Genomic DNA, 24,225 nt, shown 5'->3' on the forward strand with positions numbered 1-24,225 from the left:
GAATAAAGTAAAGAAGAATGGATAAAGCTGGTGAACAATATTGGGAAAAGATTTGGGATCAAAAAAGCGATATTCACAAAATAGATACGAACTATTATACATACTCTTTACTTCATCAATTATTCAAATATTATTTGGAATATAATAGTCAAAAGAGCATATGTGAAATTGGTTGTGCTATGTCTCCATATTTACTCTGTTTTCATGATAAATTTGGATATAAGATCAATGGATTTGATTACGAAAAAAGTTCTATCATAAAAACTAAACAAATTTACAATGAAATGGGCTATGAAGCAAATATCTTTTATCAAGATTTATTTGGTAATTATGAGGGAGAAAAATTTGATATATTGACATCTTTTGGTGTTTTTGAACATTTTGAAAATTTAGAAAATAGTATTGCTCATACCAAAAAGTATATAAAAGATAATGGAATAATAATTACTGTGATACCAAATATGAATGGAATTGTTGGTTTTTTGCAAAAGAGATTTAATAAAAGAGTCTATGATATACATATACCGTATACTAAAGACGATCTTCTTAAAGCTCATGAAAAGAATGGGTATTCAACTCTTTTTTGTGATTATTTTGGATTGTATCAATTTGGTGTAGTTAATATTGATGGAATCAAAAACGAAGATATTGTGAGAAAGATTTTTGCCATACCAGGAAAACTATTTTATTATTTTTATAAATTTTCCAAGTTACGATTAGATTCTGTATATAACTCTCCTTATGTTATTTATATTGGCAAAAAAATATGAAAATAGCTTTTATTATCTCATCACTTGGTAGCGGAGGAGCCGAGAGAGTTGCAACTCTCATTGCTAATGAATTAGCTAAGAGACATGAAGTTTATATAGTAACATTTTCAAAAGATGAGCCTTTTTATTCGTTAGAGAAAAATATAAAACTTGTACAATTAGATCTTTTAAAAAAATCAAAGAATAGTCTTGAAACTATCAAAAATACATTTAACAGAATTTTTGTTTTGACTAAAACTCTTCATACAATCGATGCAGATGTAAATATTAGTTTTATGACACACACAAATATTTTATCTACAATCGCATCAAAGATTCAGAAGCAAAAAATCATTATCTGTGAAAGAATTGCTTATGGTTTTTACCAATCAAAAATGTTATATTTTTTAAGAAGAGTCGTATATCCTATGGCAGATTTATTGATAACACAGACAAAAGAGGACAGAAAAAATTACAAATTTTTAAAAAATGTAAAGGTTATTTATAATCCTATAAATATTCCTCAAATTCAAAATAATAAAGAAAAAATAGTATTAGCTGTAGGGAGACTAGAGAAGCAAAAGGGTTTTGATAGTTTGATAAAAGCTTTTGCAAAAATAAAGAGTGATTGGAAACTGGTAATTGCTGGAGAAGGTAGTGAGAGAAAAAATTTGGAAAATTTGATAAGAAAACTCTCTTTAGAGAAAAAGGTCTTTTTGATAGGAAAGCAAAAAGATATATTTGATTGGTACGCAAAAGCTTCGCTATTTGTTTTATCCTCTAAAAAAGAGGGATTTCCAAATGTGTTATTAGAAGCTATGGGAAGCGGATGTGCCTCTATAAGCTTTGATTGTCCCTATGGTCCAAGAGAAATTATAGAGAATGGGAAAAATGGAATTTTAGTAGAAGATCAAAATATTGATGCATTAGTAGAAACGATGCAAAAACTGATTGATGATAAAAATTTGAGAGAAAAATTGTCCAAAGAAGCAGTAAACGTGCGAGAAAAATATAATATCAAAAGAATCGCTAGCGAGTGGGAAGAAGTGATAGAGGAAGTTATAGGTGCGTAAGGTTAAACTTATTCTTGCAATTCGCTCTCTTGACATTGGTGGGGCAGAGAGACAGTTTATTGAACTTGTCAAACATATAGATAAATCAAAATTTGATATCCTAGTTTGCACAATGTATGGAGGAGTGCAAGAAAATGAGGTAAAAGCTATTCCTAACATAAAGTATATCAATTTAGAAAAAAAAGGAAGATACGATTTTTTCAAATTTTATTGGAAATACAAAAGTGTGTTGGAGGAGTTTGATCCTCATGTGATTTATTCATTTTTAGGTGAGATGAATCTCTTTTCTTACTGGTGCAAGCCTAAAACACCAAAACTTATTTGGGGCTTTCGGGCTGCCAATATGGATCTGTCAAAATATGGAAAACTATCCCAATTTCTCTTTTGGCTTCAAAAAAAATATTCCAAAAAAGTAGATAAAATCATTGCTAATTCCCATGCAAGTATAGAGTTTCATAAAAAGCAAGGTTTTGCAATGGATAGAGCTGTTGTAGTGTATAACGGGATAGATATACAAAAATTTAAAAAAGATGCAATGAAAAGGGAAGAGTTTAGGCAAAAGTATAATATGAGGGAAGCCCAGAAAGCTATCGGAATGGTTGCAAGGATTGATCATATGAAAGGATATCCTATATTTACAAAAGCTGCCATGAAGATTTTACAAAAATATAAAAACGTTAAGTTCTTTGTAATAGGTGATGGTGATAGTACAATAAAGCAAGCATGTGAAAATATCCTTGGCGAATTTAATGAGAGCAGATTCATATGGCTTGGAAAACAAAGAGATGTAGAGAATTTCTACAGCGGTTTTGATATTTATGTCTCTTCTTCTTTTGGGGAAGGGTTTAGCAATACTATTGCTGAAGCAATGGCTTGCGAAGTACCCTGTGTGGTCACTGATGTTGGTGATAGCAAAATCATAGTAGGAGAGTGCGGGGAGGTGGCACAGCCTCGAAATGTAGAAGATTTGGTAGAAAAAATTGAAATGATGTTTGATAGAGATTTGCAAGAACTTGGAAAATGCAGTAGGAAGAGAATAGTGGAGAATTTCTCACTTGAAAAGATGGTACAAAAAACAGAAGATGAGATACGCAAATGTGTGGAATCGTAGGCTATAATTTTAACAATGCTGCACTCCTGGATGAGATGCTCCAAACTATCCATTACAGAGGCCCTGATGATAAGGGAGTCTATGCAAATGATAGTATCTCTTTGGGACATGTGAGGCTCTCCATTCTTGATCTTTCCTCTCACGGCCATCAACCTATGGAGTTTGAAAATCTTGTGTTGATTTATAATGGAGAGATTTACAACTTTAAAGAGATTAGAAAAGAGCTTGAAAAATATGGCTATAGCTTTATTTCAAACAGTGACAGTGAAGTTTTGCTCAAAGCTTTTCATAAATGGGGTAAAGAGTGTGTGGAAAAACTAAGAGGTATGTTCGCCTTTGCTCTTTATGATAAAGCACACCAAAAAATCACCCTTTGTCGCGACAGAGTTGGTGTAAAACCGCTCTATTACTATTTTGATGGCAAGGATTTTGTTTTTGCAAGTGAACTGAGGGCCTTGAGAAAATATAAAAAATTTCCAATAGATAAAGTTGCTCTTGCTCAATTCTTTGCATACGGATATATCACTCACGATAGATCTATTTTTGAAGGGGTCAAAAAACTCCTTCCTGCCCATTTTTTGGAGTTTGATCTAAAGAATAAAAAGTTGACTTTGCAAAACTATTGGAAATATGAGGACTATTTTAAAATCGCAGCAAAGAGTGAAGAAGAGATAATTGATGAGTTAGAAGAGGTTTTGACTGAAGGTATCAAGTATCGTATGGTAAGTGATGTGGATGTCGGAGTCTTTTTGAGTGGGGGTGTGGATAGTAGTTTGGTGAGTGCAATTTTGCAAAAACATTACGGCAATATCCACACTTTTACTATTGGATTCAAAGAGCAAAAATATAATGAAGCCCTCTATGCCAAAAAGGTGGCTAATCATATCCAATCAAATCATACTGAATATATTCTTGGTATCAATGAAGCAAAAGAGATATTATTAGAAAAATTTCACGAAATTTATGATGAACCTTTTGGAGATAGTAGTGGAATACCTACATTTTTAGTCTCAAGAATAGCAAAAGAGAATGGTGTCAAGGTAGTCTTAAGTGCTGATGGAGGAGACGAACTCTTTTGTGGATATGAAAGATATTGGTGGAGCTATCATCTTGGTAAAAAACTGCAAAAAATTCCTGCTCACAAGATTTTTGCAAAAGCTCTGCACGCCTGCAAACCCTGTTTGAGCAAAATTCCTATAAAAAATATAGAGCATAAACTCGAATTTTTGCAAGAGCTCTTTCAAGCTGATAGCTGGGCACAAATTTATGATGCAATTTTAAAAAATTATAGAGAAGATATGAGGTGCTTGGGATTGGTACCGCCTTCAAATATTTCAAAAGATGCCTTTGCATTTGGTGAGCAAATTCACCCAATGCAGGGGATGATGCTATGGGATTTTTATAACTATTTGCCAAATGATATTTTGGTCAAAGTGGATAGAGCTACTATGATAAACTCAATAGAAGGAAGAGAGCCACTACTGGATAATAAAATAATCGAATATAGTGCTACTATTTCATTTGATTTGAAATATAGAAATGGCCAGAGCAAATATATACTTAAAAAGGTTTTGGAGCGCTATTTACCAAAAGAGCTGATATATCGCAAAAAGATGGGATTTGGTATACCCATGTTTGAGTGGTTTCGCAGCGATCTTGCAGCTTTGTTTGAGCGCTATTTCTATGAAGATGAGATTATTGATATGGAGTATCCAAGAGCACTTCTACAAAGTTTCAAAGAGGGAAGGTATGTCAATGTCAATAAACTCTGGTTTGTATTAGTTTATAAGATGTGGAAGGAAAGGTACTATTGAAAGTAGCGATTTTGCTCTACTCTCTTGGAAGTGGAGGTGCTGAGAGACAGGCTTCGCTCCTTGCAAACAGATTAGCAAATGATGGGTATGAAGTAGAGCTCTTTTTGGTGTACGATAAGATTTTTTATGATCTTGATTCTGCTATTAAGCTTCATATACTCGATAATGCACCACTCTTTTTGTCTCCATATAAAAAATTTGCAAAATTATTACCATTAGCAAAAAAGTATGCCAAACTATGTAATGCTGATATTTCCATATCTTTTATGAATCGCCCAAACTACATCAATATACTCTCCCGATTTTTTGGCAATAGAGCCAAAATCATAGTGAGCGAGCGAGGAACTCCTTCGACTTATTATCAAGGTTTGCAAGGATTTGTGAGCAGGTGGCTTATCCGTTTTCTCTACCCACGTGCAGATATGGTGATTGCAAATGCCGATGCCAATCGCAAAGACCTTGAAAAGAACTTTTATATAAAAAAGATACAGACTATTTATAATATGTTTGATCTTGCACAGATCGAAAAACTTTGTCAAAATGCAAAGAGGTATGAGAAATTTACATTTATTACAGTTGGAAGAATCGATGAATATAAAAATCAGATACTCCAAATTGAAGCTTTAGCACATAGTGGTTTGGATGCACAATTAGTGATAATTGGTGATGGTCCTTTGCGATCAAAACTTACCGCAAGGGCTAAAGAGTTAGGAATTGGAGAGAAAGTCCACTTTTTGGGTGTGCAAAAGAATGTGTTTTCTTATCTTAAAAATGCAGACTGTTTTTTACTGACATCAAGAAGCGAAGGCTTCCCCAATGTTTTGGTTGAAGCCATGGCATGTGGTTTGCCAGTCATTGCAACTGATTGTAAGAGTGGTCCAGCCGAAATTTTAGAAGAAGGGAAATTGGGTATACTTATTCCAAATAATGATAAAGATGCCTTAATAAAAAGTATGCAAAAAATTTATCAAGATAAAAATTTGCGCAAACAGCTTAGCAAAAGGGCAAAAATGCGTGCCAAAGATTTTGCAATCGATAAAATTTTTGATAGTTGGAAGGAAGTAATTGATGAGTATACAAAAGGATAAGTTTTATCTCATAGTTGCAATGATTGTAGCGACGCTTTTTAGTATATGGTTTCGTCAAATCTATCTCGATGTAATGCCCCAATTTATGGATATTACCTATCATGGAAAATTCTATATTCTCAATAACAATGATGGATACTACTGGGCTGAGGGTGCAAGGGATATCCTCGCAGGCCACCACGAGCCAAACGACCTTTCTCCCGTTAATTATGCTGCTTCAAAACTGACAGCCATAATCGCTCAAATTACAGGAGCAAATTTTGATAATCTTATCTTTTTTCTTCCAGGAATTCTAGGGAGCCTTCTTACTATTCCTCTCATCCTTATAGGGTATGAGCTTGGCAATACTTTTATGGGATTTTTGGCTGCACTCCTTGCTCCCATAACATGGAGCTACTATCATAGGACAATGTATGGATACTATGATACAGATATGCTTGTCATCGTTTTGCCACTTATGGGAATATGGGGGATTGTGCGGGCATTACGTACTAAAGACTTTAGAGATTTTTGGATAGCTCCTCTCTTTTTTACTCTTGGTATCTGGTGGCATGCAGGACTTTTAAATATTGCAATAGCTACATTTGTTTTGACGGTTCTTTATATTGCAATATTTGATCACACAAAAAGAAATTTTATCTATCTCCTGCTATTACTCATTCCTCTCTTTGATATTCCATCTCTTTATAAAATAATTTTTATATTTGCAGCGAATCTTGGATTTTGGCGCTATGAAAACATAGTAAAAAATCATATTATCTATGCTGTACTCATTGGTGTGCTTCTGTATCTTTTATTGGGTGGTTTTAGTTGGATGAAACAGCTGTTACACAATGTCTATTTTGTACGTAGCAGTGTAACAACTGAGGAGCATCTGCATTTTTATGGTGTGATAAATACTGTAAGAGAGGCGAGTCATATTGGCTGGGATACTGTGATTCATCGTATTAGTGGGAGCTACATTGGATTTGTTTTGGGATTGGTAGGTTATATTTTATTGCTTATTCGCAATCCAAAACTTCTCGTCTCACTTGCAATGGTTGGATTGGGACTCTATGCGCATTGGGGGGGATTGCGTTTTACAATCTTTGCTGTGCCATTTTTTGCATTGGGAGATGCTTACGTTATAGTCCTTGTTGCGCAGTTTCTTGCAAAATTTATAAAAAATCGTACTCTTTCTCGAAGTGTATATTTTGGTATAGGTCTTCTTGCCATTGCAGCACTTATCTACCCCAACTATATCCATGCAAAACGCTATCTCACACCTCCAGTATTTTCAGCCCACGAAATAGATATTCTCAAAAAGTTTAAAAAAATAGCTCAAAGAGAGGATTATGTGCTTACATGGTGGGATTATGGATATCCAATCAGATACTATGCAGATGTCAAAACGCTTGTAGATGGTGGCAAACATAGTGGGGATGTGAATTTTCCTGTTAGTTTTGCTCTTACTACCCCAAATCAGCAGGCAAGCTACAACATGTCTGTGCTTGATGTCTATTTTACCGAAGAGTTTTACAAAAACAATATACAAAATAAAACATACATAGAAGCAATGATGGAATACTACAAGATTAAAAATCCAAAAGATTTCTTGGAATTTATCCAAAATCCAATTCCACTTCCTCAAGTAAAAGAGAATATCTTTTACTATCTGCCTCTGCGTATGCTTGATATCTTTCCAACTGTTGCGAAATTTAGCAAGATTGATCTAGCAACTGGTAGAGAGGGTGAGATATTTTTCTATCAATCACGCCGCTTTTTTGAAAATGGTAATTTTTTAGTACTTGGTAATGGCTTGAAGATAGATTTGAAAAAAGGTATGCTTCTTTTAGGTGCTAAAAAACTTCCACTTGCACGATTTGCTACAGTAGTATTTGATAAAGAGGGTAATGCAAATCCAAAGATCCAGACTCTCTATCCCACAGGATATCTCAATGTGCTCTATCTGCCGCAGATGCAAAAAATAGTTATATTGGATAATAGTCTCTTTGAGAGTACATATATACAGATGTTTTTCTTTGATAATTATGAAAGCAATCTGTTTGAACCTGTTATAATCGATCCAATGGTAAAAATTTACAAGCTTAAAAAATGAGAATCGGTTTTGTATCGCACATTGATTGGAACCTCTATCTTTTTCGCCTTCCCATCATGCAAAGACTCAAAAATGAGGGATGGGAGGTCTATGCAATAGCACCAAAGGGTGACTACTTGCCTCTCTTTACAAAAGAAGGGATAAAGACGGTGCACTATGAGATAGAGAGGGGAAGTCTCAATCCTTTTAAAGAGCTCAAAGTAATATATAATCTCTATAAAGCTATAAAACCTCTCCAACTAGACATTTTGCATACATTTACTGTCAAACCAAACATTTATGGCACATTTGCCGGCTACTTTGCAAAAGTTCCTCATATTTTGAATCTTGTAGAGGGATTGGGATCATTTTATATAGAAGATAGTATGCGCGTGAAATTAGTGAGATTCATGATAGAGAGGCTCTACAAAGCAGCATTTTCTTTGAGTGTAGGTGCGGTATTTGTCAATAATGATGATCCAAAATATCTCATACAAAAAAAGATTATTTCACAAGAAAAAGCGCATATCATAAAGAGTGTCGGGATCGATACCAATTTTTTCGATCCGCTAAATATCGATGCAAGCAAGTTAAAAAAAGAGCTCTCACCATCTGGTAAACCTATTATTATGATGGTTGGCAGAGCTATATGGCACAAAGGGGTTAAAGAGTTTTATGAAGCGGCAAAGAGACTTCACAATGAAGCGGTTTTTGTCTATGTAGGGGGGACATATCCTGATAACCCTTCATCTGTTTCTGAAGATTTTCTCAAACAAGATTTTGTTCATTACGCAGGACACCAAGATGATATTCATAGATGGATAGCAGCTTGCGATATTTTTGTATTGCCTAGTTATCGTGAGGGCTTACCTCGCACACTTTTAGAAGCAGCCTCTTTGGCAAAGCCACTCATTGCTACTGATACTGTTGGGTGTCGTGATGTGGTCAAAGATGGATATAACGGTTTTTTGGTGCCAATAAAAGATATAGAGAGTTTGACTAATAAAATAAAGTTACTTATAGAAGATGAAAATCTGCGTCAAAAATTTGGTAAAAACGGGAGAAAAATGGTCGAAGAGGAGTTTGCTCTTGAAAAAGTAGTAGATGCATATGTAGCACTCTATAAAAGGGCTCTTAATGTATAGGAAATTTTTTAAGCCTCTTTTGGATCGTATACTCGCTTCTATTCTTCTAATTCTTTTTGCACCTGTTATGATCATCGTGGCTCTATTGATATATTTTTGGGATGGAAGACCGATTCTCTTTATCCAAGAGCGTCCCGGTTATAGAGGAAAAATTTTTAAAATATACAAATTTCGCACAATGACAAATGAGAAAGATGCCCAGGGCAATCTCTTGCCTGATGAGAAGCGCCTCAAAGGTATTGGCAAAATAATCCGCACACTCAGTCTTGATGAACTGCCACAACTCTTGAACATCCTCAAAGGAGATATGAGTTTCGTTGGCCCTCGACCACTTCTCAAAGAGTATCTGCCACTCTATAACAAAGAGCAGATGCGCAGACACGATGTCAAACCAGGAGTCACAGGCTGGGCGCAGGTCAATGGACGCAATCTTTTGGATTGGCAGACAAGATTTGTCTATGATGTTTGGTACGTAGACCACTGCTCTTTTTTACTTGATCTTAAAATTTTGTGGCTAACATTTATAAAAGTTTTGAAAAGAGAGGGGATAAGTTCACAAAAGAGTGCTACGATGGAGAAATTTAGAGGTAACCCTTGATTTTTGCGGGATTGCCATAAGCAATAACTTTTGGTGGAACATCTTTGAGCACAACTGATCCAGCTCCTATGATACTCTCTTTGCCAATTTTTATCTGGGGTATCACACAGCTTCCAATTCCTATGAAGCTACGATTATCTACCTCTACACCACCTGCGAGTGCACAGTTTGGAGCGATATGGCAAAATTTGCCTATTTTGCAGTCATGCTCGATAATTGATCCAGTGTTAATGATAGTCCCTTCTCCAATCTTAGCATCTGCATTGATCACTACGCCAGCCATCACTACGCACCCTGGAGCAATTTTAGCTGAGTTTGATACCATAGCTTGCGGATGTATGAGAGTGATCTGTTCGCTTACTCTTTGAGCAAGGGCGGCTCTTGTCGCATTATCTCCAATGCCCCAAGCTATTGGGTAGTTATACCTTTTTTGATAAGTTGCAAAATCGATATATTCATTCTTTCCGTCATCAATGAAAATATACGTATATCCTAAAAGTGAAGCGATATCGGCTACTACTTTTCCATGCCCGCTTGCGCCATATATACCTATCTTTTTCATAAGATTATTTTAGCTAAAATAATCAAAAATCCTAAAGGAATTTTAATGCAAAAGATATTGATCACGGGTGGGGCTGGGTATATTGGCTCTCATGTAACAAAAGAACTGCTCAAACGTGGTGGCTACGAAATTACAATAGTTGATAATCTCTCCACAGGCTTTGCCGAGACGATTGAGAGGCTCAAAGAGTTTTATGGAGATGTAGATTTTATCAAACTCGATCTCTCAGACTGGGATGCGGTAAGGAAACTTTTGGAGCAAAAGAAGTTTGATGCAATCATCCATTTTGCAGCTGCTCTTGTAGTGCCAGAGTCAGTTGAAAATCCTCTTAAATACTACCTCAATAACACTGCCAATACTGCAAATCTCATAAAAGCTGCTGTAAAGAGTGGAGTTGGAAAATTTATATTCTCCTCTACTGCTGCAGTCTATGGCGAGCCAGACTCAATCCCTGATACTGGGATCACTGAAGAGGATGAGACTTCACCAATCAATCCTTATGGCCACAGTAAACTTATGAGCGAGCAGGTTTTGGCAGATAGTGCCAAAGCATATGGTGGTTTCAAATATGTTGCACTTCGCTATTTCAATGTGGCAGGAGCTGATGTGGGTGGAAAGATTGGGCAATCTACCAAAAATGCTACACACCTCATCAAAGTTGCTGCAGAGACAGCTCTTGGTAAACGAGAGAAGATGTATATTTTCGGCGATGATTATCCTACACCAGATGGCACATGTATCCGCGACTATATCCATGTAGACGATCTTGCTCTTGCGCATCTTGAAGCATTAGATTTTCTGGATAATCATGAGAGCGATGTTTTTAATGTAGGGTATGGCAGAGGTTATAGTGTCAAAGAGGTGATAGATACTATGAAGAGAGTGAGTGGGAATGATTTTAGAGTAGAGATTATAGGTCGCAGAGCTGGCGATCCTGCTATGCTCATAGCAAATTCACAAAAGCTCCAAAAGGCTACGAACTGGCAGCCAAAATTTAATGATTTGGAGCTTATTTGCAAAACTGCGCTGGAGTGGGAAAAGAGTCTTAGCTAGACTTAAGTCTAAAAAAGAGATGTGCTAAAACTGATACAAAATATACTTGCAAGAGCATACCTGCAAACGGTATGAGTGTAATGAGGTAGAGTATGAGCGTAGTGCCCATGATTTTGGGTCTATGCTTTTTGAGCACTTGCATGAGTTCATTTTTGCTATATATTTCGCCTCCAACATCGAGGACATAGAGTGAGTGGAAAAAGTAGTAAAAGGGAATATTGACTGCAACTGCATTGAGCAGAGGTATAAAATAAACGAAGAGTGTGAGGATAAAAACTCCTATCGCTTTGAAAAAAACTGTCACTAAGAGCCACAAGTACTCCAAGATACTGAGCCCCTTGCCAAGTTCAAGATGTGCATAATGGCGTTTATGAATCTCACGCACAATTGTAGGGATGAAAAATCCCATCACCATCGTTGCAACTGCAGTAGAGATGAGAACTGCAAGGAGTGTACCAAGAATCGCAAAGAGTGCTCCAAATATATAGTGAAAAATTGTGCTCGATGCTATGGCTGCAAGCCAGTGATGCTCTTGGGCAAATTGCGCTATCTGTGGGTCATTGATGGCATCTGGATTTAGTGCCAAAGATGATAGAAGCTCAAAGAGCTGTGAAAAAGAGCCGTAAAAGAGTATTCCCAGTAGAACGAGAGAGATAAAAAATGGCAAAAATGTGATTGTGAGAAATTTTTTAGTCAAAAAATCTTCTAAAGCTATAACAAATATCGACTTTTGCATCGTTTTCCTTTTTATATTAAACTTTCAAGAAAAAAGAGGTTGTCTTGGCTTGCTTCATTTTACCAAAACTCTATGAAGGTATCGAACTCCAAAAAGCCCTCAAGCGATACAAAATCAAACTAAGCGATATCAAAAAGAGATACTACGCCAATGGCAAAACACTACTGTGTCTCAAAAAGCGTGTCAAGACCAGATTAGATAAGTCACTCTTTCCTTCGCATCAAGAGGAGCAAGAGATTATCTATGTAGATGAGTTTGTATCCCGCCAGACATATCTAATCGATCAGGAGCGTCGTGCTGAGATTGAGACGACTATCGGTGAGATCAAAAGTATGAGTGGAGTTGAACGCGAGATTTATGGCAGAGCTATTTTGGGGCTTCGAGGGCAAAAGATGCCAAGCCGCCTCAACCTCTATTTTGTAAAATTTGGCCGTAGCAAAATTATAGATACAGAGATTAGTTCCGGAGATATTGTTTTGATTTCACGAGGTGAACCACTCAAAAGTGATACAACCGGAACTGTGAGTGAGATACGCAAAAATTTTATCACCGTTGCCTTTGAACAGCGTCCTCCAAAATGGGTCTATAGAGGTGATATACGTATAGATCTCTATATTAATGATGTAACTTTTAAACGTATGGAAGAAAATTTGCAAAATCTTCGTCATGCGACAGGTCAAAAACGTGTATTGCGCAATATTGCTTTGGGAATATTTGAACCGAAAATACCGAATGAACACGCTATTGAGCCAATTACGAGACTAAATAATTCGCAAAAGACTGCAGTAGCAAAATCACTTGGAAGTGAAGTCTTTTTGATACACGGTCCTCCTGGAACCGGCAAAACATCTACTCTCATAGAGCTTATCTTGCAAGAGGTAAAAAGAGGTAATAAAGTTCTTGCTACTGCAGATTCCAACACTGCAGTAGATAATATGCTCCAGCGATTAGCCAAGCATGATCTCTCGCTGGTGCGCATCGGTCACCCTGCTAGGATTCTCTATGAACTTGAAGAGTTTAGTATCCATGCAAAATATGAAAAATCACTCGAAGCTGAGGCTATTAAAAAAGGGTGGGAGGAGATTGGCTTTTTGGTCAAAGAGCGCGATAAGTTTTCAAAGCCTACGCAAGCAAGGACTAGGGGTATGAGTCATGAGAGGATTTTGACTTTAGCTGCTCATGGGAAGAGTCAAAGAGGAGTGAGTGCAGCGACTATGCAGTCTATGGCAAAATGGATCAAACTTGATAGAAAGATCGATACTCTTGTGAAGAATCTTCGTTTTGAAGAGGAGCAGATATATAAAAAGATCATCCATGAAGCAGATGTAGTGCTTTCTACCAACGGTATGATTATGAGTGAGATTTTAAAAGATGAGGATTTTGATGTAGCTGTGATAGATGAGGGAAGCCAACAAATTATAGCTTCTACGCTCATTCCTATCATGCACGCTCATCGGTTTATCATCGCAGGTGATCACAAGCAGCTTCCAGCCACTGTCGTGAGTGACAATGATGAACTTAAAAAATCACTCTTTGAAGAGCTTATTACAAAATTTACGCAAAACTCTAGTATGCTGCAGGTGCAGTATCGTATGCATGAAAAGATAATGGGATTTTCCAATGAGAAATTTTATGATGGGAAGCTCATAGCAGATGAGAAAGTGAAAAATCATACTATCAAAGATTTGGGACTAAAGCCATCAGCGAAATTTCCAGATATTTTAGATGAAGAGCCGTTGGTGTTTGTAGATACCAAGGGGAGTGAGACAAGTGAGGTACTCCCTGATCGAAGTACGAGCTATGAAAACCCCTATGAAGCAGCTATTGTCAAAGAATTAGTTCTTGAGCTATTGGCGAGGGATGCTAAACCAGAAGATATTGGAGTAATAAGCCCTTATGTAGCACAAGTCAAAAGAATCAAAAAAGAGCTTGATTTAGAAGATAAAATTGTAGAGATTAAGAGCGTAGATGGATTTCAGGGAAGAGAAAAGGAGATTGTTATTATCAGCTTTGTGCGCTCCAACCCAAATGGAAATATCGGTTTTTTAAAAGATCTTCGAAGGCTTAATGTGGCGATTACAAGAGCCAAGAGAAAACTCATATGCATTGGGGATTCGCAAACACTACAACATGATCAAACATATAGAGATTTTTTAGACTATATAGCTAAAAATGGCAAAATAAGGAGCTATAATGATTGAACTTAAAAGTATTGCAGAGGTAGAAGCAGCTCTCCAGCAAAATGAAGGTATGCTCTTATATGTAAGTGCACCAAACTGTAATGTTTGCGTGACTCTACGCCCAAAAATTGAGGAGCTTTTCCAATCAGCTTTTCCTAAAATCAAGCTCTTTAAAACTGATATTGCAAAAGTCCCAGAGCTTGCTGGTAGATTCAATATCCTCAGTGCTCCGGCGATTTTGCTCTTTTTTGATGGTAAAGAGTTTTTGCGTGAAGGGCGCAATGTAAGTCTTGAGCTTTTAGCGCAAAGAGTCCAAAAGGTGTATGATCTTTACTATTCATAGCCACGCTCTTTGCGCTTTTTGGCAATCTCTTCTCTTCGTTTCAAAGCTTCATTGGATGGAGATTTTGGATCACTAAATAGTGCCTTACCATAAAGTGTACATCCCTTATCGCCGGGATTACAAGGTTTTTTGAGCAGATCACAAAATTCGCCAATTTGGTGTGAACATGTCCAACCTCCCATCTATTCTCCTTGTTTACTTGTGTTATAATTTATTCCAAAATGGAAAAGAAGGGATTACAATGAAAAATATTTTTCTTTTTTCGATTATAGCACTTTTATTCGTTGGGTGTACGCAAGAGACACAAAATAAACTTGGACGTGCGATTGTGAATTGGACTGGAACAAATGGGGTACTAGAAATTTATAGTGGAGGAAAAGTGGTTAAGAGAATCATGGGAATCGATAAAATTTCTACTGCTTATGGGACAGATGATAACAGGCCAAGACCTTATCGCTATGGCTATGGGTATCTTGATGCAAATCTCGATGGTGTATTGCAAAAAGAGGAGAAGCGTAAAAAGATCTATTTTGAATTCAGTGATTATGCTACGCAGTATCTTTTTTACGAGCATCCATAATGATTCTTTATATTCATGGATTTAAAAGCTGTGGATGGGGGAACAAGTCTCGCACTTTACAAGAGTTTTTTAAAGATGTAATAGCCCCAGATCTGCCGCCGCGTCCCATTGAAGCTATGAAGCTTTTACAGCACATAATTGAGAAAAATCCAGTCGATATGCTTGTAGGATCATCCTTGGGTGGATACTATGCGACGTATTTAGCGCAAAAATTTACTATTAAATCTGTGCTTATTAACCCCTCTACAAGACCCTATCACACTCTCAAACCATACATTGGAATACAGAAACGCTTTTGTGATGGGGAGAAGTTCGCATGGAAAGAGGAGTATATCAAAGAGCTTATGCAGCATGATACGAATAACTTGCGTAAAAATCTCTTCTTGGTTCTTTTGCAAACTGGTGATGAGGTGTTAGATTACAAAGTTGCTTTGGAAAAGTATGCAAATCAGCGGCGCATTGTGGAATATGGAGGCAATCACCGCTTTGAAAATATAGATGACTATCTTTTTATGATCAAACATTTCAGGGAGGGACATGGAGGTCGTTGAACTTTTTAAAAAACTTCTCTCATTCCCTAGCATCACTCCAGATGATGCAGGGAGTTTAGATTTTATTCGTGAGTATCTGCCAGATTTTCACGCATTGTGGTTTAATAAAAATGGTGTAAAGAACCTCTTGATGTATAAAAAGTTTGGAGAGGGTGAGCATCTCTGTTTTGCTGGGCATGTGGATGTAGTACCTCCTGGTGAAGGGTGGGAGACGGATCCCTTTGAGCCAGTTGAAAAGGATGGCTATATCTATGCACGGGGTGCTCAGGACATGAAGAGTGGTATAGCAGCATTTGTCCAAGCAGTCAAAGAGGCTGAAAATTTCAACGGAACGCTTTCTATTTTGCTTACAAGCGATGAAGAGGGTGATGCAAAATGGGGGACAAAGTATGCGCTAGCTGAGATGGAGCGCATGAAGCTCATACCAGACTATGCGGTTGTGGGTGAGCCCACATGTGAAGCGGTTTTCGGTGATGCTATAAAGATAGGAAGACGCGGTTCAATCAATGGTATCATAGAAAAAATTGGCAAACAAGGACACGCTGCATATCCAGAAAAAGCTATCAATCCTATACATAAAGTAGCTCAAGTGCTGCCACATATGGCTGGAGTAGACTTAGATAGTGGGGATGAATATTTTGCACCGAGTAAATTTGTTATAACTGATATAAGAGCTGGTATGGAAGTGACAAATGTCACACCTGGAAAATTGAAGATGATGTTCAATGTGCGTAACAATACAAAAACCACTATGCGCGATATCGAACGCTTTGTCCATAAGTATTTTGATGGGATGAACTATACGCTCACGCTCAATGAGTCAGCTAAGCCTTTCATCACTGATCCCAATGCAAAGATTGTAAAAGTCATCGATAGAGCAATTCAAAAAGTGACAGGTATCACTCCTCGCCACTCCACTGCTGGTGGAACAAGTGATGCGAGATTTTTGGCAGCATATGGAGTAAAAACTATTGAGTTTGGTGTCAAAAACGATACTATTCATGCTCCAAATGAGCGAATACACAAAGATGAAGTGATAGGACTATATAAAGTCTTTCAAGAGGTGATAGAGAGCTTCTAATCAAGCCAATAGGCTTGATTAGTGTGTAGGAATTGTAACTTGCTGCTGCACTTCTTGTGCGCTTCCTTTAATCTGATTGATAACCTCTTGTGCTTTTTGTTCTATACTTGAGTTATTTTGTTCATTGGAACCGTTCTCTTCGGTATTTGTTGCTGGAGACTTTGCTGCTGGAGCTTGTGGTGTTTGTTCTGTTGTTGCTGGAGCTTGTGGTGCTTGCTCCTCTGGTACTGAAGTAGCAGCTGGAGCTTTTGATTCTTGTTTTGCAGGAGCTGCTTCTTGAGATTTTTTTAACTCATCTTGACACTTTTGTAGATCTTGCTTACAGCTATAAATCTCATCTTCAAGATCCATGATCTTATCATCCATATCACTGACAGCCTTTACGTTAGCTCCATATGTATAGACAAGTTCTCCACCATCTTTTCCTTGCTTGAGGACAAATCCTACAAATAGTGCAAGCATTACCACAAAGAATATTTTCGCAGCCATCTTATTGATGGCACTGATGATGAGTTTGAGAATAAAGACAAGGCCAATTCCATAGACAAGATAGATACCTAAGAGTTTATGCTCTTTAAGTTCAGCCTGTCCTTGTTCACTGAGCAGCGAAAAAGCTTCTTTTCCATCAGTTTTCCCTGTCAAAAAGGCTGCAAAATAGATAAAGAGTGCAAGAAGCAGCAGTAAAGATGAGATGACACCAATGCATCGTCTTTTAAGAAAGATATTGCTAATCTCTAATAAGAGTGCAATCACAGGCAAAGCTATCGCAAAATGTACGATTGGCGGGTGGAGGTGTATTGGAAGAGCAAAAGGAAGCTTGATTGCGTCTAGGAGTTGAACGAGTGCATCCATGAGTAATCCTTTTTATTGAAGTTTTTTTTGATTGTATCATAAAAAATTATGAGAGTTGCTTATAAATTGTATCTTTATCGTGCAAGATATAGTGATGGAGCTCTTTGCAAAAGTTACTATAGCAGACAATATTTTGCTCTTCGATATTTTTGCTTGCTTCAAATTGCATGCGCAGATAGTCGCAATCTCTTCTTCTTAAAAAGAGAACTCCAGCATAGAAAAATCCAAAAGAACGAAGCTCATCCACAACAGCATCGATATTGGTACATTTATGAAGATTGATATCTGCATAGATCATATCAGGATGGAGGGCAATTGCATCTTCAAAGGCACGTTGTAGTGTCTTTTTGAACTCTTTTGCTACAGTGTCTATGACAATTGTAGCTATTTTGAAAGTATCATTTGGCTCTATTGTGATGCGATTTTTTGCACTTTGCTGGGGATCTGTAGTGGTAAATGCAATATTTTGCAGCGCATATGTTTTTTGAATGATATCTCTATACCTATTTGGAATTGAAAGTGCTGGTTGATACTTTTTAAAAATCTTATACTCCACTGCTACAGCGCCTCTATTTTGGCTAAAGGGGTATTTGTGGTCTTTGAGTTTTACCATATGGTGTACCTCCCCTAGCAAAAGTGCACTTGTTTTAAAGCCATAGCGAGCATTTGCACGCTGGGAGTAGGGATGGAAAGTGATTGCTTCGCCAAAGAGTGCATCGAGTCCAATTTCCTGAGCTTTTTGCAATAGCAGAGCAAACATCTCTTTCATAATCCCCATACCCTTAAAGGCTGGATCAACCACTGCGATGCCAATCTCGGCGATATTGGAGTTTGGCACTCTCACAAGTGCAAAATGTCCTACAACTTTTTGGTCTACTTGTGCAACTACTGAGAGAATTTGGCCATCTCTTTCCTTTTGTAAAATCTTTTCTGGATAGTAGAAGGTATCTTTAAAATATGTATAACCATAGTTTTTATATATAAGCTTTGGAATCCAGACTTCATCTCCTTCTTTGAATGTTCTTACTTGCAAGCGCTCTCGCAAGATCTCTTTTGCATCTTTGTCAAAATCATCACCTATATCGCTATAAAACCCACTCTCATTTTTAAGACGTAGTTGAACCGGAAGGAGTTTGAGAATGGAGAATTTCTTGCCTTTGAGTCCAAGATTGTGAAATTTCAAACCATCTACAAGTTGGTAGACCCTATTGAGCCCCTTTTGCTTCTCTTTAAGATTGAGAGGGACACTCTGAACGATTTTTGGATCGATCGGAATCCCAAAGTCATGCACATCTATCTTCATGCCATTTTCAAAAATCTCAAAAGTAATTTTGATCTCTCCGTCTTCACCTTCATATGCATGGACGACCGCATTTTCAAAGAGCTCATAGAACGCGTCTGCTAGCTCTAGCCTCTCTTTGACTGGAAAATCTACAAGTGTACAGAGCTCTTCATAGAAACTGCGCACAGGCTTCCAAAATGATAGATCATTGTAAAGCTTAATAGTGAATCTATTTTTCATTGTTCATGACCTCTAATGCAACGGCACTGAGCACCTTCATACCAATTGGCAATGCATCTTCATCTATGTCAAACTTTGGATTGTGCTGGGATACGCATGTGTGCTTTTGTGGATTGCACACGCCAAGACGAAAAAAAGCTCCAGGGACTATTTGGAGATAGCGGCTAAAATCTTCACCACCCATTACTGGATCTTTGAGATCTATGACATTCTCTTTGCCCAAGATCTTTTGTGCCTCTTGAACTAAGATATCCACCATTTTATCATCATTGATAAGTTCAGGCTGTCCAAACTCATAATCAAACTTATATTTTGCTCCCATGGAGTGAGTGATCCCTTTGATGCTATCTTCCATCATTGCCGGAATCTTTTTACGGATCTGCTCATTGACTGTGCGCACAGTTCCAGTAAGTTTGACATGATCACAGATAATATTTGGTGCTGTTCCTCCCTCAATAGTTCCTAGGCTAATAACTGCTGGATGGAGAGGGTCTATGCGGCGAGAGATGATATGATTAAGCGAGTTGACACACATTGCTGCAGTGAGAATTGCATCAACTCCTTCATGCGGTCTTGCACCATGAGCACTTTTGCCAAAAACCTCGACTGTGAAAATATCGGCACTCGCCATCATCACTCCATATTTGTATCCGATCTGACCAGTCATGAGATAGGGATAGACATGAAGTCCAAAGATAGCTTTGACATTTTCCAAGGCTCCATCGCGGATAAGCTCCTCACTTCCACCCTCGTTGATCTCTTCAGCTGGCTGAAAAATGAAGCGGATATTGCCTGGAAGTTTTTCTTTTGCCCCTGCAAAAGCGATAGCTGCACCCACAGCAATTGCAGTATGGGCATCATGCCCGCAAGCATGCATTACACCTTTGACCTGTGAAGCATAGGGTTTACCGGTTTTCTCTTCGATAGGCAGTGCATCCATATCTGCTCTTATCGCCACAAAAGGCTTCTTCTCATCTACTACAAGATCAGCTACCAGACCATTATGATCCTCAAACTCTTTGATTTCATACCCTTCGATTTCCAAAATCCCTTTGACGAGGTATTTTGTGCGCACCTCTTGTCCCGAAAGTTCAGGGTGCTGGTGAATATCGCGTCTAACTTTTATCACTTTATCTTTGAGAGAATCGATAGTTTTAAAGAGTTCTTGCTTTAAGCTCTCTTTATCCATTTTAAAGCCTTTTTTTTCTATGATAATCCTAAAAAACTAAAAAGGAAATAAAATGCAAATTGTCCATACCAGCAATGCTCCAGCTGCAATTGGTCCATATTCGCAAGCTGTAAAAATAGATAATCTTCTCTTTACTTCAGGTCAGATTGCTCTGAGGCCTGATGGAGATGATTCACTATTACGTGAGGATGTGGAGACACAGGCGCATCAAGTACTCAAAAACCTTCGTAGTATTTTACAAGCTGCTGGTGCAGATTTGGAAAATGTAGTGAAAACTACTATATTTCTTGCCAATATGGATGACTTTGCAAAAGTAAATGCAATCTATGAGAGCTACTTTGGATCTCATAAACCAGCACGCAGCACAGTAGCAGTGAAGACGCTTCCAAAAGGTGCGTTGGTAGAAATTGATGCTATTGCTAAAGTTTAAAGTTCTCTTAAAGCTAATTTTGGTAATATTGCGAACCAAAAAAGTTTAGGCAAGGACAGAGCATGTATGCGATTATAAAAAATGGTGGCAGACAATATAAAGTGCAAGAGGGCGATATCATCTACTTTGATAAGATGGGTTTAGATCCTAAATCAAAAGTTGAATTTAAAGAAGTGCTTGCTATCAACGATGGTGAACTTAAAGTAGGTACACCATTTGTAGAGGGTGCTGTAGTAGAAGGCGAAGTGATCAATGAAGGTCGCGGCAAAAAAGTAATCATTTTCAAAAAGAGACGTAGAAAAGACTCGAAAGTAAAAAGAGGCTTTAGAAGAGACTTTACTCGCGTCAAAATTACTGCTATTAACGCATAAGAAGGAGAAGAAATGGCTCACAAGAAAGGTCAGGGGAGTACACAGAACAACCGTGATAGTGCGGGACGTAGATTAGGTGTCAAAAAATTTGGTGGTGAGTTTGTAAGAGCTGGAAATATTATCATTCGCCAAAGAGGAACAAAAGTTCATCCAGGCAACAACGTAGGTATTGGTAAAGATCATACTATCTTTGCTCTTATCGATGGCTATGTAAAATTTGAAAGATACGACAAAACTCGCCAAAAAGTCTCTGTATATCCTGCCGAATAACTTTTGGGCTTTTGCCCAAGAGTAGAAGCATCCTCTCTTCCCTCAATAACTAGTAAGGAATCACAATGTTTATCGACAGTGTAGAACTCACTGTACACTCAGGCAAAGGCGGCCAAGGGGCTGTTAGTTTTCGCCGTGAAAAGTTTGTACCAAAAGGTGGTCCTGATGGTGGTGATGGAGGAGACGGAGGCAATGTCTATTTTCTTGTAGACAAAAATACCCACACGCTCGCTCACTATAAGGGCAAAAAGGTTCTCAAAGCACAAAATGGACGTCCTGGAGAGGGACGAAAGAAACATGGGAAAAAGGGTGAAGATCTCATTCTCATAGTTCCTCCAGGTACTCAAGTGTTTGATGCCAAGACAAATGAGCTTCTTTTGGATCTTGTAGAAGATGGGCAGAAGGTTCTTTTCTTAGAAGGTGGCAAAGGTGGTAAGGGCAACTGGCATTTCAAATCAGCTTCAAACCAGCGCCCAACTTATGCACAGCCAGGGCTTCCAGGAAAAACTCGCCAGATAAGACTCGAGCTCAAACTCATAGCTGATGTAGGACTTGTAGGCTTTCCAAATGTGGGCAAATCTACCCTCATCTCTACTATCTCCAATGCAAAACCAGAAGTTGCAAACTATGAGTTTACAACGCTTACACCAAAGCTAGGAGTGGTGCGAGTAAGTGAATTTGAAAGCTTTGTCATGGCTGATATTCCTGGGATCATCGGAGGTGCAAGTGAGGGCAAAGGTCTTGGACTACAGTTTCTTAAGCATATCGAGCGCACAAAGTCGCTCCTGTATATGATCGATATTACAAGCTATCGCGATCCAGTAACGCAGTTTAAGACACTGCAAAAGGAGCTTGCTAATTTTAGTGAAGAGCTAGCCAAAAGAGACTACGCCATTGCACTAACAAAGATCGATTCATTAGAACTTGATGAAGCAAATGCAAGAATTGATGCATTTTTAGAAGCAATAAAACTCTCACCAACTTCGAATAATAGATACGGACTTGATGAGCGCTACCACTTCTATTTGCAAGAGCTTGAAGAGTATGAACCAAAAAATCCTTACTTTGTCTTTGGTATCAGTGCAGTTGCCAAAATAAACATAGAACCGCTAAAATATGCTCTCTATGACCTAGTCAAAAAGGCACGCAGTGAATAGAATCGTTGTAAAAGTTGGCAGTGCAGTCTTAACAGAAAATAACCGTCTTGCAAAAGAGCGCATGAGCAATTTGGTTGAGTTTTTGAGTGAATTGCAAAAAGATCATCAAGTCATCCTTGTCAGTAGCGGTGCAGTAGCAGCAGGCTATACAAAAATCAAGCTCGATAAATCCTACCTGCCCAACAAACAGGCTCTCGCAGCAATAGGGCAGCCACTTCTTATGCGCAGCTACCAAAAGAAGTTTGAAAAGTATGGTATCAATGTGGCACAGGTGTTACTCAGTGCTGATGATTTTGATAGCAGAAAGCGCACGGCCCATGCGAAAAATGCTATTGAAGTGCTTTTGGAAAATAGAGTTATTCCAATTATCAACGAAAACGATGTGACGGCAACTGAAGAGCTTGTTTTTGGAGACAATGATCAACTCTCAGCACATGTAGCCTACTATTTTGATGCTGATATGCTTGCGATTTTGAGCGATATTGCGGGTCTTTATGACAAAGATCCAAAAAAACATAGTGATGCGAAGCTTTTAAAAGTTGTCAATGAGATTCCACAGGAGCTTCTTGAGACTGAATGCAATCCAAACTACAATTTTGCTACAGGTGGAATAGTGACTAAACTCAAAGCTGCGCAGTTTCTATTGGAGCGCGGAAAGCTAGTCTTTTTGGCAAGCGGTTTTGATCTTAAGGATGCAAGGGAGTTTTTGCTGCATAACAATCACACAGGTGGAACGCTCTTCTTGCCATGCGTCAATACCTAAACTCTCCTCATCTTTCATTTAAGTTCAAACAAAACAGCGCTGACTTTTTTGTTGAAGAGATACCTCTCATTGCATCTAGCCAAAAAGGGAGATTTCTTTTAGTCAAAGTAAAAAAAGAAAATCTCTCTTCTTGGCAGCTCTTTGATATTTTTGCAAACTACTGCAACTGCAAAGTGGGGTATGCAGGTCTTAAAGACAAAAATGCAACAACTATCCAGTATTTAACTCTTGATGAGAAGTGCTATAAGCAACTAAGAAGATTCAAACATTTAAAAATCGAGATACTCTCTATCGAAAAAACCAAAAAACCTCTGAAAATGGGTGATTTAGCAGGCAATAGATTTCGGATACATATCTATAATGTAAATGAGTATACAAGATTGCAAGAGGCCCTTTCTCTTTTGGAACAATATGGCGTTCCTAACTACTTTGGTTACCAGCGCTTTGGGAAAGAGAGCTTGCAACAAGCCAAAGATTTCATAGAGGGTGAATACTTTACAAAGAATAAAAGATTGCAAAAACTTCTCGCTTCAATTTATCAAAGCGATCTTTTTAATAGATGGCTCATTTATAGAGTAAAGTTGAGTAGTGATACTTTTTTGCAACTGCCAGGAGATGTCTATGTAAAGGATGGGCGCTACATTACTTCCAAAGAGATTGTAAATGATAGATCATGGATAGTGACAGGTCTCTTGCCTGGCAAAGGTGCATTTCGAGCTAGAGGCAAGGCACGAGAGATAGAAAAACATTACGATGAGCCACTTCCATTTCGTGGTGATAGACGCCCAGCACTCTTTTTCCCCAAAGATGTAGAAGTTACAAAGCGTGGCAAGAGAGTTACCTTGCACTTTACTTTACCAAAAGGAAGCTATGCTACTATTTTGCTAGAAAACTTAGCTGGCAAAGAATTGACAGCTGAAGGGATATAGT

Annotated in this window: 26 protein-coding genes; 20 read left to right on the plus strand and 6 right to left on the minus strand. The window is 38.0% G+C overall.

Features of this window, described 5'->3' with window-relative positions:
• Positions 1-17: 17 nt before the first annotated feature.
• The 8 genes from JG734_RS03270 to JG734_RS03305 are packed head-to-tail and all read left to right on the plus strand — an operon-like array spanning position 18 to position 9,655.
• On the plus strand, positions 18-770 hold the full coding sequence (locus JG734_RS03270) for a bifunctional 2-polyprenyl-6-hydroxyphenol methylase/3-demethylubiquinol 3-O-methyltransferase UbiG (protein WP_201333600.1): 753 nt from the start codon (positions 18-20) through the stop codon (positions 768-770).
• On the plus strand, positions 767-1,822 hold the full coding sequence (locus JG734_RS03275; RefSeq protein ID WP_201333601.1) for a glycosyltransferase family 4 protein: 1,056 nt from the start codon (positions 767-769) through the stop codon (positions 1,820-1,822). Before JG734_RS03270 ends, JG734_RS03275 begins: the two co-directional genes overlap by 4 nt.
• Positions 1,815-2,933 carry a glycosyltransferase gene (locus JG734_RS03280; RefSeq protein WP_201333602.1) on the plus strand — a complete coding sequence of 373 codons (1,119 nt, stop codon included), beginning with the start codon at positions 1,815-1,817 and terminating at the stop codon, positions 2,931-2,933. Before JG734_RS03275 ends, JG734_RS03280 begins: the two co-directional genes overlap by 8 nt.
• Positions 2,918-4,747 (plus strand): asparagine synthase (glutamine-hydrolyzing), encoded by a 1,830-nt coding sequence (gene asnB / locus JG734_RS03285; protein ID WP_201333603.1) that lies wholly within the window; start codon positions 2,918-2,920, stop codon positions 4,745-4,747. The genes JG734_RS03280 and asnB overlap by 16 nt, the downstream gene beginning before the upstream one ends.
• Positions 4,744-5,835, plus strand: coding sequence for a glycosyltransferase family 4 protein (locus JG734_RS03290; protein ID WP_201333604.1), 1,092 nt, complete (start codon positions 4,744-4,746; stop codon positions 5,833-5,835). Before asnB ends, JG734_RS03290 begins: the two co-directional genes overlap by 4 nt.
• The gene (locus JG734_RS03295) at positions 5,816-7,933 is read left to right on the plus strand and encodes an STT3 domain-containing protein (protein ID WP_201333605.1); all 2,118 of its coding nucleotides are present in this window, start codon (positions 5,816-5,818) and stop codon (positions 7,931-7,933) included. The genes JG734_RS03290 and JG734_RS03295 overlap by 20 nt, the downstream gene beginning before the upstream one ends.
• The gene (locus tag JG734_RS03300; protein WP_201333606.1) at positions 7,930-9,057 is read left to right on the plus strand and encodes a glycosyltransferase family 4 protein; all 1,128 of its coding nucleotides are present in this window, start codon (positions 7,930-7,932) and stop codon (positions 9,055-9,057) included. Before JG734_RS03295 ends, JG734_RS03300 begins: the two co-directional genes overlap by 4 nt.
• Positions 9,050-9,655, plus strand: a complete 606-nt coding sequence (locus tag JG734_RS03305) for a sugar transferase (RefSeq protein WP_201333607.1) — start codon at positions 9,050-9,052, stop codon at positions 9,653-9,655. The genes JG734_RS03300 and JG734_RS03305 overlap by 8 nt, the downstream gene beginning before the upstream one ends.
• Here JG734_RS03305 and JG734_RS03310 read toward each other — a convergent pair.
• Positions 9,639-10,217, minus strand: a complete 579-nt coding sequence (locus JG734_RS03310; protein ID WP_201333608.1) for an acetyltransferase — start codon at positions 10,215-10,217, stop codon at positions 9,639-9,641. The genes JG734_RS03305 and JG734_RS03310 overlap by 17 nt on opposite strands.
• A gap of 45 nt (positions 10,218-10,262) precedes the next feature.
• Here JG734_RS03310 and galE point away from each other — a divergent pair, with 45 nt between their 5' ends.
• Positions 10,263-11,270: a UDP-glucose 4-epimerase GalE gene (gene galE / locus JG734_RS03315; protein ID WP_201333609.1), complete on the plus strand. Its 1,008-nt coding sequence runs from the start codon at positions 10,263-10,265 to the stop codon at positions 11,268-11,270.
• Here galE and JG734_RS03320 read toward each other — a convergent pair.
• Positions 11,263-12,006, minus strand: coding sequence for an EI24 domain-containing protein (locus JG734_RS03320; protein ID WP_201333610.1), 744 nt, complete (start codon positions 12,004-12,006; stop codon positions 11,263-11,265). The genes galE and JG734_RS03320 overlap by 8 nt on opposite strands.
• A gap of 44 nt (positions 12,007-12,050) precedes the next feature.
• Between JG734_RS03320 and JG734_RS03325 the strand changes: the two genes are divergently transcribed.
• Both JG734_RS03325 and JG734_RS03330 read left to right on the plus strand, forming a co-directional pair.
• A complete protein-coding gene (locus JG734_RS03325; protein ID WP_201333611.1) occupies positions 12,051-14,207 on the plus strand; it encodes an IGHMBP2 family helicase in 2,157 nt (718 codons plus the stop codon).
• A complete protein-coding gene (locus JG734_RS03330) occupies positions 14,200-14,529 on the plus strand; it encodes a co-chaperone YbbN (RefSeq protein ID WP_201333612.1) in 330 nt (109 codons plus the stop codon). The genes JG734_RS03325 and JG734_RS03330 overlap by 8 nt, the downstream gene beginning before the upstream one ends.
• Here JG734_RS03330 and JG734_RS03335 read toward each other — a convergent pair.
• Positions 14,520-14,711 carry a hypothetical protein gene (locus tag JG734_RS03335; protein WP_201333613.1) on the minus strand — a complete coding sequence of 64 codons (192 nt, stop codon included), beginning with the start codon at positions 14,709-14,711 and terminating at the stop codon, positions 14,520-14,522. The genes JG734_RS03330 and JG734_RS03335 overlap by 10 nt on opposite strands.
• Before the next feature lie 59 nt (positions 14,712-14,770).
• On the opposite strand from JG734_RS03335, the gene JG734_RS03340 reads away from it, so the two are divergent.
• The 3 genes from JG734_RS03340 to dapE are packed head-to-tail and all read left to right on the plus strand — an operon-like array spanning position 14,771 to position 16,741.
• Positions 14,771-15,109, plus strand: a complete 339-nt coding sequence (locus JG734_RS03340) for a hypothetical protein (RefSeq protein WP_201333614.1) — start codon at positions 14,771-14,773, stop codon at positions 15,107-15,109.
• Entirely contained in the window at positions 15,109-15,660 is a 552-nt protein-coding gene (locus tag JG734_RS03345; protein ID WP_201333615.1) for a YqiA/YcfP family alpha/beta fold hydrolase, read from the plus strand. The genes JG734_RS03340 and JG734_RS03345 overlap by 1 nt, the downstream gene beginning before the upstream one ends.
• Positions 15,647-16,741, plus strand: coding sequence for a succinyl-diaminopimelate desuccinylase (dapE, locus tag JG734_RS03350; RefSeq protein WP_201333616.1), 1,095 nt, complete (start codon positions 15,647-15,649; stop codon positions 16,739-16,741). The genes JG734_RS03345 and dapE overlap by 14 nt, the downstream gene beginning before the upstream one ends.
• A gap of 18 nt (positions 16,742-16,759) precedes the next feature.
• Here the strand turns inward: dapE and JG734_RS03355 are convergent, their stop codons facing one another.
• The 3 genes from JG734_RS03355 to JG734_RS03365 are packed head-to-tail and all read right to left on the minus strand — an operon-like array spanning position 16,760 to position 20,304.
• The gene (locus tag JG734_RS03355; protein ID WP_201333617.1) at positions 16,760-17,593 is read right to left on the minus strand and encodes a DUF2231 domain-containing protein; all 834 of its coding nucleotides are present in this window, start codon (positions 17,591-17,593) and stop codon (positions 16,760-16,762) included.
• A gap of 46 nt (positions 17,594-17,639) precedes the next feature.
• Positions 17,640-19,115, minus strand: coding sequence for a GNAT family N-acetyltransferase (locus JG734_RS03360; RefSeq protein WP_201333618.1), 1,476 nt, complete (start codon positions 19,113-19,115; stop codon positions 17,640-17,642).
• The gene (locus JG734_RS03365; RefSeq protein ID WP_201333619.1) at positions 19,105-20,304 is read right to left on the minus strand and encodes a M20 family metallopeptidase; all 1,200 of its coding nucleotides are present in this window, start codon (positions 20,302-20,304) and stop codon (positions 19,105-19,107) included. The genes JG734_RS03360 and JG734_RS03365 overlap by 11 nt, the downstream gene beginning before the upstream one ends.
• A 52-nt stretch (positions 20,305-20,356) precedes the next feature.
• On the opposite strand from JG734_RS03365, the gene JG734_RS03370 reads away from it, so the two are divergent.
• The 6 genes from JG734_RS03370 (at position 20,357) to JG734_RS03395 (ending at position 24,224) form a co-directional block, all read left to right on the plus strand.
• Positions 20,357-20,734, plus strand: coding sequence for a RidA family protein (locus JG734_RS03370; protein ID WP_201333620.1), 378 nt, complete (start codon positions 20,357-20,359; stop codon positions 20,732-20,734).
• 62 nt (positions 20,735-20,796) lie between these two features.
• Positions 20,797-21,105 carry a 50S ribosomal protein L21 gene (rplU, locus tag JG734_RS03375; RefSeq protein ID WP_201333621.1) on the plus strand — a complete coding sequence of 103 codons (309 nt, stop codon included), beginning with the start codon at positions 20,797-20,799 and terminating at the stop codon, positions 21,103-21,105.
• Positions 21,106-21,117: 12 nt separating this feature from the next.
• Positions 21,118-21,375 (plus strand): 50S ribosomal protein L27, encoded by a 258-nt coding sequence (rpmA, locus tag JG734_RS03380; RefSeq protein WP_201333622.1) that lies wholly within the window; start codon positions 21,118-21,120, stop codon positions 21,373-21,375.
• Between the two features lie 65 nt (positions 21,376-21,440).
• Entirely contained in the window at positions 21,441-22,532 is a 1,092-nt protein-coding gene (gene obgE / locus JG734_RS03385) for a GTPase ObgE (RefSeq protein WP_201333623.1), read from the plus strand.
• A complete protein-coding gene (gene proB, locus JG734_RS03390; protein ID WP_201333624.1) occupies positions 22,525-23,295 on the plus strand; it encodes a glutamate 5-kinase in 771 nt (256 codons plus the stop codon). Before obgE ends, proB begins: the two co-directional genes overlap by 8 nt.
• Positions 23,280-24,224, plus strand: coding sequence for a tRNA pseudouridine(13) synthase TruD (locus tag JG734_RS03395; RefSeq protein ID WP_201333625.1), 945 nt, complete (start codon positions 23,280-23,282; stop codon positions 24,222-24,224). The genes proB and JG734_RS03395 overlap by 16 nt, the downstream gene beginning before the upstream one ends.
• Position 24,225 lies beyond the last annotated feature (1 nt).

The organism is Nitratiruptor sp. YY09-18 (assembly GCF_016593235.1).
GTDB lineage: Bacteria > Campylobacterota > Campylobacteria > Campylobacterales > Nitratiruptoraceae > Nitratiruptor.